Here is a 13,196-nt window from a genome sequence, read left to right on the forward strand (position 1 = left end):
TTTTCCTTTCAGCTAATTTCTTGGCACAATCACAACAAAGTGATTTGTGCCAAGAATTGTTATGAAATGTTACAAAAGAATTCATCAAAAGAGCTTCAAAAATTTTATATAACTTATTGATAAAATTTCACAAAAAAACTGTATAAAAGACATAAATGTCGATTATGTGAATAACGGAGGATCTTTGGAGGTCATTCAAGTAGCCATCCTCCTTTGTGTAAGAGCTATTAAAGCGTAAAGGTGGAGAGTGCACCAAAGAGTTTTTCTAAAAACAAAAAGCTTGAAAGGAAACATCCATGAAAAAAAATCAACCACCCCCTCCGACATCTCGTTCTATGAAAAAAGAAAGAGAGCCCTATGAACAGGCAAGGATGCCTGCACCAGAACCCTTATACGCGACGGTGAACAAAAGACCACCGCGTGCAAAAGACAGGAAACTAAACAAACCACCAACACAACAGGAAGAAGTCGTATACGCAGCGCTTAATTTTGAAAATAAACCACATCATCCAAGAGACAGGCATTCGAAAAGGAATCCAGAAAGCGAGACTATATACACAACAGTTACTTCTCAAAGGTCAACACAAGAAGAAGTGCTGTACGAAGATGTCCCTCACAAACTCTCGCACAGCAAACACACGAGGCAGAAGCTGACAAGCGAGACTTTATACGCAGAAATCGCTACGCAAAGCACAAAACCATCTCTAACAAAAGAGGAAATTATAAACAGAACGCAACAAAACCCATTGGTCAAAGCTTATCAACAAGAAGTGACGCATTGGTGCAAAATTGTTTATGGAAATTCAGATGTTTTGAAGAAGAAAATGCAGGAGGTTCTCCGCAAACCATCTGAGGGAGAGGAACTTTCACGGCAAGTTGCAGAACATCCTACGTCTTTTCATAAACTGGCAGGTCACAACATGTGTGGCTTTAAAACAAGTGCACGCAGACATGCTGAAGAAGGTTTTAGGCACCTGTGCCAAGCTCTTGACGGTTATGCAAGTGCTGTAAAGCAGGCACAAGAGAACATTACACATGTTCCACAAGCAGAAGCAAGACGCTATAGACAAGAGCGTGAGCAAAGAGCTGAAAGGTTACAACAACTGCATTATCATCCTGAAAGGGAGAGACAATCCCCCTCAAATCAAGAAATTCTCGGTATGGTTCAAGAGAATTCATCAGTGCAAAGATATGAAGCACAAGTTGAGCATTGGTGTGAAATTGTTTATGGAAATTCAGGTATTTTGATGGAGAAAATGGAAGGGATTCTCCAAAAACCATCTGAGGGAGCAGAGCTTTCATGGCAAGTTGCAGCGTATCCTCAATCTGTTCATAAGCTTGCGGGGTTTAATGCATGTGGCCTAAAAAACGGTACACGCAGACACGCTGAAGCAGGTCTTTCACATCTATGTGATGCCATTGATAATTATGCCAATGCTGTACAACAAGTAAAGGAAAGCATTATGCGAGGACATCAGGCTCAGACAAAACAAAGCTGCCAAGAACAGTCTAGTAAATTAGCTCAAAGCTTGCAAAGAGAAAAAGCTTTATCACGGCCTTCTCAACGACTTGAGCGTCAAGCACATCATGAGGGTGCAGAAGCCTCTCGGCAAACACATCAACAATCACCGGAAGTTCCACCACGCAAAATGTGCGCAGCAAAAGCAATGGCTTTCGCCAGCTAAGCGGCATAGACGCTAAGCGCGCATTAGCTTTGCTTTTTCATGAGATCGTTTAATCTCATCTCTTGGCTCCGGTCATTTTAGAGAGATTGCGCCAAGAGAGAGTGTTTGGTGTGATGGTACACATTTCATCAAACACCCCATCACTGAACCTAAATAACGCATCAGTACAAAGACAAATACCGATTACATTCTGGGCAAAAAACGCAAAATCCTTTGAGGTCATTCAAATGTGCATCCTTCTTTAAAGAAAAAACTATCAAAATATACAAGGTGGAGAGTGCACCAAAGAGGTTTTCTAAAAGCAAATTAAAATCTTGAAAGGAAACATGCATGAAAAAAAACCAACCACCCTCTTCCACGTCTCCCTCAGTGAAAGAATTAAAAAAGCGCTATGAACAAAATGCTTCAGGAGCATCTACTCCATCACCCCCCTCAACAGGAGGAGCTCCAAAAGAAAAAAGACAGCCGTCCTCGAAACTGGAAGCATTAAGAAAACGCTATGAACAAAATGCTGTCCTAACAGCTTCTCAAGAAGCTCTCTCTGCAAAGGATTTTCGAAAAGAAAAAAGACAACCCCATACGCCACAAAATCCTGAACAATTGTTAAAACGCCATGAACAGCAATCTTCTGTGACACCGCAACAAAGTTCACCACAAACACCTCTCTACACAACACCTCTTCCACAACAACTAATTCGCACGCCACCACAAAGACCACCGCGCGCAAAAGACAAGGAGCTCAACAAACAAGCACCCCCAAACAACCCTCCTCTGTACGTGACACCTGCTCCACAACAACCAATTCGCACGCCACCACAAAGACCACCGCGCGCAAAAGACAAAGAGTTCAACAAACAAGCGCCCCAAGACAGCCTTCCCCTGTACACGAAACCTGCTTGCCACAAACCACAGCCCATGAGAGAAAAGGCGCAAAGCAACACATCAGACCAAAACAACGAACCTCTCTACGCAACACCTCTTCCACAAAAACGGCAGGCTATGAGAGAAAGAACGCAAAGCAACACATCAGACCAAGACAGCGAACACCTTTACGCAACAGCTGCTCCATTACAATCGCCACGCATGGAAGAGAAATCTGTAAACACAATGCAACGAAACTTATTGCTCGAAGCATATAAGGAAGAAATCAACTATTGGTGCGGAATTGTTTATGGCGATCGGCTTATTTTGCAAAAAAGAATAGAAGATATTCAAGAAAACCCTGCTCTGGGAGAACAGCTCTCATGGGAGGTTTCAGAACATCCTAAGTCTATTTCTAAGTTTGCCGGTAAAAAAATGCTTGGCGTGAAAACGAAAGCACGCAGAGAAGCTGAAGAAAATTGTCCAGCTCTGCGTAACGCCATAGATGGTTATGTGTATACTTTGAAATACATACAAAAGAGACCTTTGCATACTCCGCATACGAAGCACCCCCCTGATGAACAACAGACACAGAGAACGCAAAAAGCTGAAAAAGAAAAAATTCCTCTCTCGAATCAGGAACTTGCCGACAGGGTTCGAACAGAGCCATCGGTTCTATATAGTCAAACAGAAGTCCAATATTGGTGCCAAATTGTTTTTGATAACCCTTATATTTTGCAATACAGAATTGAAGACATTCAAAAAAATCCTAATATGGGAGAAGAGATTTCATGGCAAGTTGCAAACAATCCTGGTCTTTTTTCTCCGTTTGCAGGGAAACAAAGACTTGGCATAAAAAATGATGCGCGTAAACAAGCGGAAGCAAGTCTTCCTTACCTTTGTAACGCCATTGAAGGTTACGCAGATGCTGTAAAACAAGCAAAAGAGGATATTGTACAAGAATATCAAGTACAACAAAGTCGCCAAGAACTGTCTGCTGGATCGGCTAAACAGTTGCAAAAACAACAAATCTTATCCAAACCGCATAAACTGCCTGAATACTCAACAGGAACCCCACGTCATGAGGCTTTAGAAACCTCCAGGCAAGCACAACAGAAACCGCCCAACGTTCGATTGTGCGAAGCTGAGAAACCAAAAAGAATGGCGATGACCCTTTAAAGATACATCAACTTTCGTCTTTCATCTGATCTCTAAATCTGATTTTTTGGTGCTCATCATTTTATAGAAATTCTCCACGTAGTATTGGGCAGCATTACGGAAAACATGGAACAACCACTACTGGTCATGTGCCCTTACTACATAAAAATTACAAATACAAATAGTGATTATGATCCATGAAAAAACTCGTGAAATTATTCACATGGACACCCAGCCTGAAAGAAAAAGCTCTCAAAACATAAAGGTGAAAAATACACCAAAGAGGTTTTCTAAAAGCAAATTAAAATCTCGAAAGGAAACATACATGAAAAAAAACCAACCGCCCTCTTCCACATTTCCCTCAGTGAAAGAACTAAGAAACCGCTATGAACAGCTTATCAAAGAAACAGCCTCTTCAGTATCTCCATCCGCAAAAGTTACTCAGCACAAACCATCTCATATGAAAGACAGATTGGTGGGAAAAGAGCAAGCGAAAAAAACTCTCTATGAAACCGCTACTTCTCCACAAAAATCACCGCGCCTAAAAGAGCCAATTGCTAAAATTATGCAACAAAACCTCTTGGTGGAAGCGTATCAAGAAGAAATTCGACACTGGTGTGGGATCGTGTATGGATATCCAAGCATTTTGCAAGAAAGAATTGAGGAAATTCAAAAAAATCCCGATATGGGAGAACAGATTTCACGGGAAGTTGCAGAAAATCCTGCATCTGTTCATCATCTTGCAGGTCATCAAATGCTTGGCGTAAAAACGAATGCACGTAAAAATGCTGAAGATGGTTTGTTATCCCTATGTGCTGCTATTGAGGGATATGTATGTGCTGTAAAACAGGTACAAGAGAGCATTGTGCATTTCCCTTACGCACAACAAAGCGGCTATGAACAAGAAAGAATACAAAGAGCTGAAAACCTGCAAAAGCTAGCTCATCCTGAAAAGGAAATGACATCTCTCTCGAATGAGGAAATTTCCAACAGGATTCAAAGAGATCCATCGGTTCAATATGGTGAAGCAGAAATCCGATATTGGTGCCAAATTGTTTTTGGCAACGCTCATGCTTTGCAATACAGAGTTGAAGACATGCAAAAAAATCCCAATATGGGAGAAGAGCTTTCATGGCAAGTTTCAGAAAATCCTAACTTTTTTCATAAGCTTGCAGGCAGTCAAGCCCTTGGCATAAAAAACAGTGCACGCAAAGAAGCTGAAGCAGGTCTCTCTTTCCTGTGTAACGCCATTGAAGCATATGCAGATACGGTAAAACAGGTAAGAAAAAGTATTGTACAAACCCATCAAGCACAACAAAACCACCAAGAACTTTCTGCGAGTAGGCTGCCTCACGATGTACAAAAACAAAAAAGCTTATCGAAACCTCCTAAACTGCCTGAACACTCACCAGCAGACAAACATCAAGAATCTGCTGAATCCTCCACGCAAACTAAGTGGAACCGACTTGGTGCTCGACCACGCACAGTGCCTCTTACTCAAGAATCGCAAAAACAGCAGGAAAAACTTGGTATGCGTCAATCTATTATGGAAGGTGATGGCAAAGAAACTACAAAAGTAAGCATGCCAGCAATTAAAGCAACGGAAGTTACAACAAAGTTCGAAGTATCCAAAGCAGTAGAACAGCTAGTTCAACCACCAAAAGTTGAAACCGCAAAAATAGTTTCAGTGTCTCTCACTCAAGAAGCGCAGAAAACACTTATTGAAAAGGAAACAGTTCGACCTCTTAGTTACGTAGAAGTTGCTTCGAAGATTCGAGACAGTGAAGTCGTGAAAAGCAGCATGAAAAAAATTGAGACTTTGTGTGGTGTTGTTTATGGCAATCCCCGTATTTTGGAAGGCAAAATACCAAAGATGGGAATTCCAGTGACAAATAGAAATGTCGAGGAGTTAGAAAAATTCGCGCGGCAGGTTGGAAACTTTCCATCCTCTTATGGTAAAATCGCTGGCTTCAGTTTTTTGGGTATAAAAAGTGAAGCACGTGCCCATGCTGCAGAAAATTTTTTACCCTTAAGCCATGCTATTTTTAGTTACGCACATAATGTAAAACAAGCAGAGAAGGATATTCTAGAAGCCTATTCTAGGGAACAAGAACGCTGTGCACAATCGGTAGAAACACCCAGTGAAGAGATACGAAATCTACTTTCTCTCTCTGAAAAACAACAGAAGGAGGTTTTATTAACTTCTCCTGAACTGGGAACACAGGTAAAGGCTTATTCTCAAAAACTCCATGACCGTCTCTCACAAAGTGATCTTAAGGCTATAAATGAAAGGTCTCATACAAAACTTGCTGAAAATCTTGGCACATCAGTAAACCAAGCAGAAAAAATTGCACAAATCTTTAAACAAACAAAAGGCATTGTCCAGATTCTTCAAAAGCAGGAAAAACTTGGTATGCGTCAATCTATTATGGAAGGTGATGGAAAAGAAACTGCAAAAATAAGCATGTCAGTAATTAAAGCAACGAAAGTTATAACAAAGATTGAATCATCCAAATTAGTTGAACAACCAGTTCGACCACAAAAAATTGAAAACGCAAAAATAATTTCTATGAGTAGATAAGCGTACCTTAAATTTTATTTAATATAGCCTCTTTGTGCAATTGTTTCATGTAGATTGTACGAAGGGGTGCTGTTTAGTTATAAAAATGAAAATTTCCAAAGAAAGAAAATTTTAAATCAAAGAACAAACATTGATATTGAGAAAACTTGAAAGGAAATACCTATAAAAAAATAAAAAAACCATTCTGTATCTCTTATAGCAAGAGAATCGATACAAACCTGCCAAGAAGTTAATGTAAAAAACCATGAAAAATAAGTTCAGCATCAAAGAATTTCTGTTACCCTAATAATTAAAGTAGTCAAAAATAAGCATAGGATCAAAGAGGCAAGCGCTTTAGAGAAACAATGTATTTATGATGTAGAAAATAATAGCTAGACTGTGTCCAGAACCTCTACAAGAACAGTTTAATTCTGCCTCTCTAAAACATATGCACCACAGCTTCTTTTAAAATACATTTAAACGAGCTGGGCAGACTCGTAACCTCTCCTTTACATTTACAGATGGTAGGAGTTCCTTTGTGCACCACAGTCATAAAAGAAAAAAAATTTACAAAACCTTTTGCCGTCAGAAGAGAAGTCCAAAGAAAAATCAACGAATTAGATCAAATGCTCGCAGAAAAGAATAATTTAAAAGGCTTAATTCGCCAAACACCTGTTAAAAAGTCCCTGAAATGGTCACATAGCTACACTATACGCCCCCTTTCAGAAAAAATCAGTAACGCACACAACGTGATGTTCTTTCAAAACTTGGGCAAGATGCAATCCACGAGCGAGACTGTTTTATTACAAAAGAACGCATAGAACTTACCAGTCCTGCATCACTGCAAGAGGAAGCTTAAAAATAATAAAAGATCTGTTTCGGAAATTTCCAATCCAGAAAATCAAAAAAAATGCTTCTTTTAAATAAATTCATACACTACCTGATAAAATATTAGGTTTGATCATAATAATCATCGCCTCATTATAGCTGCTAAAAAGGATGAAAGCTCTGCAAATTTCTATAGAACTGCAAGCGAAAGAAATTCTTTATGTAATGAATCAAACAGCTTCATGATAAATGTTCATGATACTTTCATTGGAGAAAACAAAAAAGATTTTGCACTATAGCAGCAAAAATATTTAAAATGAATTATGCCACCTCCTTTACAACACCAATAGCTCAAGGCTTGCAACAAACGCTTATTTCAAAAGAAAAAACAGCAGCTTCCTTGAAAAAGGATATTGTTAAAAGAATTACAAGACAATCCATCAATTCAAGCATCTCAAAAAATTTGAAGCTTCATGGGAAATCATTAAGAACAACGCATATATTTTGCAAAGAAGAATGCTCACTCTAACATCATGATTTGAAAGCTGCGTAAGAAGGTCAAAACAAACCGTGTTGATTATTGATCAAGAATAATCGTTAAGCCTCCCGAAGAAGTTGCTTAAGAACTCAGGCTTTTTCGTTTTTTCATCAAACGCGGTTGTGATGTTATAAATTTCGTAAATGAAATCAAGCGTTTGAGAAGTAGCAAATCCCTTATTTTTGATCTGCTGTAAAATTATGGCCTTATACACGAAAACGAAAAGCTCCTTTATAAAAGCCGTATAAACTCTGTATCATATCATAAATCCTACACTCCGCATAGGTACACTCTCTTTCATAATGACACATTAAAGCGCTTTAGGTCATTATGAATATTCTTCGAAACTATAATTTCTATTTAGAAAAGCTAAAGTATAAAAAGAACAAGTTTGGCATTCTTTTTTCGCTGCAACTTCTTTTAATCATTGCCATAGAAAGTATATAAACCAATCCTCTCCGGCAACAGTGTGCAAAACTCCCATACCTACCTTATCCACCAAAAAAACGAAACAGAGCACAAACACAATCAGCTTGCATGAAACGCACTATTGCTTTGGACTATCCTCATAAATGTGGTTATTAGAAATACAACAGACAACTGATAAAGCGAACGATAAGCCACCCCCCATTGCCTGTGGCTTTTTTCCATTCATCGCACTGCTCTGTCTCTCCAGTTTAAGAAAAAAGAATATTGATTGTTTTAGGGAAGCAAGACAAACTATAAGAAAGCAATAACAAATACAGCTTAAAGAGCATAAAAGCCCTCTTGTTGACAGAAGGATAAACACCATCGTAAAACACTTCAAAAATGTATATTATATTGGCATGCTAATCAAATTTTTACAATCTAAAGTGATCTTATTGATTTTTTTATTACCTCTCTTTTCTGACAAACCAGATGTATTTTTATGATCCTGATTAAAAAATTTGCAACTGTTGCTTCTGGAACCCTGATGAGCCGTATTTTTGGCTTTGTACGTGAAATGCTAATGGCAGCAGCTCTGGGAACTGGTCCTGTTTCCGATGCCTTTAACGCTGCTTTCCGTTTTCCCAACACATTCCGTCGTTTTTTTGCTGAAGGAGCCTTTAATGCGGCTTTTGTTCCTCTTTTTGCAAAAAAAATCACTGAAGATGGTCAAGAAACTGCATGCAAATTCGCAGAAGAGGTATTTGGCGTTCTCTTCTCACTGCTGCTCCTTTTAACCATTGCTATGGAATTAAGTATGCCTTTTTTGGTACGAACCATTATCGCTCCAGGATTTGCAGAGAATGCCATAAAATTTAACGCTACGATTCATTTTACAGCAATCATGTTTCCCTATTTAACATGTATATCTTTAGCAGCTATGATGGGGGGAATGCTCAATGCTTTGCGACGTTATTTTATCGCAGCCATTGCTCCTCTCTTTTTAAATATTATTTTGATTAGCGTACTTGCCTATGCTTGGATCTATCAGCTTGACTCTTGGAATATCGGCTTAAATCTTTCTTGGGGCGTCTTGGCCGCAGGACTTCTCCAACTCACCTTGATTGCGGCTGCACTGCGTCAGAGTGGAATGAAATTTTTTCTCCGCCGTCCCCGTTTCAGCCCCAATGTTCGCAAGCTTTTAACATTAGCATTCCCTGCTGCTATCACAGGAGGGATTACACAAATCAATTTGTTAATCAATACCAACATTGCCTCTAGTCAATCAGGTGCCGTATCCTCTTTGATGTATGCTGATCGCCTTTATCAATTGCCTTTAGGAGTGATAGCAATTGCCATCGCGACCGTTCTTTTACCAGAATTAACAAGAGCCCTTCGTAACAAAAATCATAAAGAAACCCATAATTTACAAAACCGCTCTATTGAACTTACACTATTGTTAACACTACCCGCCTCTGTGGCGTTTTTAATGCTCTCCACCCCCATTGTTAGTTTACTTTTTGAACGTGGGCAATTTACCAGCGAGTCAACACACTATGTTGCCCAACTGCTTAAACTTTATGGACTAGGACTTCCCGCTTTTGTCCTGATAAAGGTCTTTATTCCTAATTTTTTTGCCCATGAAGATACAAAAACACCGATGATTATCACAGGCATTTGCGTTTTCATCAATATCAGCCTAGCCTTAATATTATTTCCAATTTTGTCAGCACGGGGCATTGTCATTGCTGAAATTACCTCTGGATGGGTGAATACCCTCTTGCTCTGGGCTATTCTCATTAAACGTGGTTATTGGAAATACGATACACAACTAATAAAGCGAACAACATGTCTGATTATCACTACTTTTTTAAATGCTATAACCCTCTATTATGTCTTTGATGTGATTAACTTTTTGTCTTTCCCTTTATCCTCACAAGCATCGTTTTTCTTGCGTGCCTCCACCTTAGCAGGGATAATGGTTGTCATACTCTTGATGCACTGTTTCGCCTATTTTTTACTGAACACTCGTTCCTTTTTTCTTACCCTCAAAAACTTTAAAAAACGCTTATAAATATTTTGTCTTGCTTTCAGCAAAAGGCTTTGTCAAAAAAACATAAAGCGAATAACTTTACTAAAGAAAGAGCACCCTTATGGACACTTTCACACCACTTGTCTTTTCCGGAGTACAACCGAGTGGTCACTTGCATCTTGGCAATTATCTTGGAGCCATCAAGCATTGGGTTGAACTACAAACGTCCTATAATTGCCTGTACTGCGTTGTTGATATGCATGCCCTCACCGTTAATCCGGATCCCCTTGCCTTGCGTGAATCTACTAGAGCAGTTACAGCAGCCTTTTTAGCTGCTGGTATTGATCCGCAAAAACATATTATTTTTAATCAATCTCAAGTTTTTCAACATGCTGAACTCGCATGGATTCTAAATTGTATCGCCCGTATTGGTTGGCTTCAGCGCATGACACAGTTTAAAGACAAAGCAGGAAAAGACCGCGAAAAAGCATCCCTTGGGCTTTTTGCGTATCCAAGTCTGATGGCTGCCGACATTTTACTCTACCGTGCCACGCATGTTCCGGTAGGCGAAGATCAAAAACAGCATGTTGAGCTCACCCGTGATATTGCCCAAAAATTTAATAATGATTATGCACAACGTATTGTAGATTTAAACTTTGCTGTTACAATATTAATGGGTGAGGAAAAAAAACAAGGTTTTTTTCCTCTGCCAGAAGCGCTGATAGGGGAAACAGCCATGCGCATTATGTCGTTGCGCGATGGCACAAAAAAAATGTCGAAATCGGATCCTTCCGATTTTTCGCGTATTAATTTAACAGATGATGCTAATCTTATCGCAAAAAAAATACGCAAAGCAAAAACAGACTCCGTCCCTCTTCCCGACACGCTTGCAGCCTTAGAAGGACGACCAGAAATCGATAACCTGCTTGGTATTTATGCTGCCTTTGCACAAATAAGCAAAGAAAAAGCTCTTTCAGAGTTTTCTGGACAACAATTTTCGCTTTTTAAAACAGCCTTAACTGACCTTGCTGTTGAAAAGCTTGCACCAATCACACAAGAACTCCGTCGACTTCATCAAGAAAGTAAGTATATTGACTCTGTTTTGCACGATGGTGCACAACGTGCCAGTGCATTGGCAGAAAAAAATATGAAAAAAATCCGTGAAATTGTTGGACTTTTGCACGATATATGAAACAATCAAACTGAAGTTGTAAGAGTAAAGAATTTATCTGCAAAAAATAGAGAAAACCTCATGGTTTCTAAACAAAACAAAGTGAAAAAAAATCACAAGCGGAAAATTTTAGTCATTATCGATGAGACACCAGAATGTCGGCGTGCTGTTGCCTTTGCTGCACAGCATGCCCAAAATACTAAAAGAACATTGGTACTGCTCTGTGTTGTTGATAGTGTAGAATTTCAACATTTTCTGGGCGTCAACAATGTTATGCGAACAGAAGCAACGCAAACTGCCCATAAAGTCTTGGGAGAAATTGCCAATGATGTACGCACTTTGCATTCCCTTGAAACACAAATAATCGTGCGTGAAGGCAAAAAAATTGATGAAATTTCCAAACTGATCGATGAAGATAAACAAATTGCACTTATTGTTTTAGCTGCCAGTGGACATACAGAAGGACCAGGACCGCTTGTGCAATTAATTGGCAATCGGAGCACAGCTTTTTCAATCCCTGTTATCGTTATTCCAAGTAATCTTGTGGATGAAGATATTGAATCGATTGCCTAAAATAGAGTATTCTTCATTTAAGAACCGTCCTGATCCGTCCCATAAAAGGAGAGTCTATGTTTATTCAAACTGAAACCACACCAAACCCTGCAACACTGAAATTTCTGCCAGGTCGTGTGGTACTTTCTGAAGGTGTGTTAGAATTTCGTGACAATGAAGAAGCTGCTAAAAATTCACCTTTAGCAGCTAAACTGTTTAATATTCCAAATGTCAATGGTGTTTTTTTGGGCTACGATTTTATTACCGTGAGCAAAAAAGAAGGAGAGTGGCAACATCTCAAACCAGCCATTTTAGGTACCATTATGGAACATTTTCTGTCTGGAGACCCAGTTATCAACACCAATGTCACAAGACAAGCGCAAATTCACGCCCTTAACGAAGAATTTTATAACGAAAAAGACGCTGATATCGTCTTAACAATTAAGGAACTCCTTGAAACGCGTATTCGCCCGGCCGTTGCCAATGATGGTGGAGATATTACTTTTCGCGGATTTGAAAATGGTATTGTTTACCTCAATATGCGTGGCGCTTGCGCCGGATGTCCCTCTTCGACTGCAACGCTAAAACATGGTATTGAAAATCTTTTACGCCATTTTATCCCAGAAGTTGTAGGTGTTGAAGCCATGCCTCAATAAACAAATGAGATCTGATAAAAGAGTGCTAAAAGCACAAACGTCGTAGCTGCCTAGCTGATCTTGCTGTCAAAATACCAAAACACCACAACATTGAACATGATTGTTGCGAATAAGTCAGTCTTCGACAAATTTTACCCCTCCTCCCATACAACACCAGGGGTTATCTCTTTGAAGAAAATGGAACAAATTGTTCCCTAAAATAAGCCCATCAACCGTGCATCTACACTTTACCAAACAAGTATAATCAACTAAACTTTTTTCACGCATTCTGATTTTAAGCCAATTTGGCCTATCCCAGAGATTTTGCAATCAATATTATGATCCTCATCCAGTAGGCGAATATTTTTCACCTTCGTACCATTCTTGAAAACGGATGCATCACCTTTGATTTTAAGGTCTTTGACCACCATAATATTATCCCCGTTTGCTAAGATCTGACCATTGGCATCATAAATGATGTTAGAAGGGGAAGTATATTCGTCCTTTTGTGGTCACTCATATGCACACTCAGGACAGACAAAATTTTTACCCTCTTCATAAGTATAAAGACCGCTACAATGAGAGCAATTGGGATATTTGTTCATACATTCTCTCTTTTGTTTAAGCAAAATCATTCCTCTAAGCTTTCATAGAATAAGAAGTACTTACTTTTGTCTATTGCTAAAACAAAACAGCTAGCAAACACAGCATTTTATCTTAGAATTCTGAAGAATTAAACATGCCACAATAAACGAGGACAGAATTGAC

General features: G+C 39.1%; 8 protein-coding genes and 1 pseudogene. 8 read left to right on the plus strand and 1 reads right to left on the minus strand.

Translation table 11 applies throughout. The annotated features are described in order from the left end of the window. The first annotated feature begins 296 nt into the window (after positions 1–296). The 8 genes from O9A_RS07170 to O9A_RS07210 all read left to right on the plus strand — a co-directional run bounded on the left by O9A_RS07170 (position 297) and on the right by O9A_RS07210 (position 12,449). The gene (locus O9A_RS07170; RefSeq protein ID WP_034460078.1) at positions 297–1,685 is read left to right on the plus strand and encodes a BID domain-containing T4SS effector; all 1,389 of its coding nucleotides are present in this window, start codon (positions 297–299) and stop codon (positions 1,683–1,685) included. 330 nt (positions 1,686–2,015) lie between these two features. Then, positions 2,016–3,725, plus strand: a complete 1,710-nt coding sequence (locus O9A_RS07175; protein WP_034460080.1) for a BID domain-containing T4SS effector — start codon at positions 2,016–2,018, stop codon at positions 3,723–3,725. Positions 3,726–4,029: 304 nt separating this feature from the next. After that, positions 4,030–6,285: a BID domain-containing T4SS effector gene (locus tag O9A_RS07490; RefSeq protein WP_051665624.1), complete on the plus strand. Its 2,256-nt coding sequence runs from the start codon at positions 4,030–4,032 to the stop codon at positions 6,283–6,285. Between the two features lie 500 nt (positions 6,286–6,785). Next, positions 6,786–7,085, plus strand: a complete 300-nt coding sequence (locus O9A_RS08140) for a hypothetical protein (RefSeq protein ID WP_208433361.1) — start codon at positions 6,786–6,788, stop codon at positions 7,083–7,085. A 1,455-nt stretch (positions 7,086–8,540) separates the two neighbouring features. Beyond that, positions 8,541–10,112, plus strand: coding sequence for a murein biosynthesis integral membrane protein MurJ (murJ, locus tag O9A_RS07195; protein WP_034460086.1), 1,572 nt, complete (start codon positions 8,541–8,543; stop codon positions 10,110–10,112). Positions 10,113–10,191: 79 nt separating this feature from the next. After that, the gene (gene trpS, locus O9A_RS07200) at positions 10,192–11,262 is read left to right on the plus strand and encodes a tryptophan--tRNA ligase (protein WP_034460089.1); all 1,071 of its coding nucleotides are present in this window, start codon (positions 10,192–10,194) and stop codon (positions 11,260–11,262) included. Positions 11,263–11,322: 60 nt separating this feature from the next. Then, a complete protein-coding gene (locus O9A_RS07205) occupies positions 11,323–11,814 on the plus strand; it encodes a universal stress protein (protein WP_034460091.1) in 492 nt (163 codons plus the stop codon). A 56-nt stretch (positions 11,815–11,870) separates the two neighbouring features. Further along, complete coding sequence (locus tag O9A_RS07210) at positions 11,871–12,449, plus strand: NifU family protein (RefSeq protein WP_034460093.1); 579 nt, start codon at positions 11,871–11,873, stop codon at positions 12,447–12,449. Positions 12,450–12,697: 248 nt separating this feature from the next. Here the strand turns inward: O9A_RS07210 and O9A_RS07215 are convergent. Further along, positions 12,698–13,033 (minus strand): annotated as a pseudogene (locus tag O9A_RS07215) (zinc ribbon domain-containing protein YjdM). Between the last annotated feature and the right edge of the window lie 163 nt (positions 13,034–13,196).

The organism is Bartonella koehlerae C-29 (genome assembly GCF_000706625.1).
Classification (GTDB): Bacteria; Pseudomonadota; Alphaproteobacteria; order Rhizobiales; family Rhizobiaceae; genus Bartonella; species Bartonella koehlerae.

Bases quoted from the DNA above. Each gene is read 5' to 3' on its own strand.
- O9A_RS07170 (WP_034460078.1), top strand. From the start codon at position 297: ATGAAAAAAAATCAACCACCCCCTCCGACATCTCGTTCTATGAAAAAA.
- O9A_RS07175 (WP_034460080.1), top strand. From the start codon at position 2,016: ATGAAAAAAAACCAACCACCCTCTTCCACGTCTCCCTCAGTGAAAGAA.
- O9A_RS07490 (WP_051665624.1), top strand. From the start codon at position 4,030: ATGAAAAAAAACCAACCGCCCTCTTCCACATTTCCCTCAGTGAAAGAA.
- O9A_RS08140 (WP_208433361.1), top strand. From the start codon at position 6,786: ATGGTAGGAGTTCCTTTGTGCACCACAGTCATAAAAGAAAAAAAATTT.
- murJ (WP_034460086.1), top strand. From the start codon at position 8,541: ATGATCCTGATTAAAAAATTTGCAACTGTTGCTTCTGGAACCCTGATG.
- trpS (WP_034460089.1), top strand. From the start codon at position 10,192: ATGGACACTTTCACACCACTTGTCTTTTCCGGAGTACAACCGAGTGGT.
- O9A_RS07205 (WP_034460091.1), top strand. From the start codon at position 11,323: ATGGTTTCTAAACAAAACAAAGTGAAAAAAAATCACAAGCGGAAAATT.
- O9A_RS07210 (WP_034460093.1), top strand. From the start codon at position 11,871: ATGTTTATTCAAACTGAAACCACACCAAACCCTGCAACACTGAAATTT.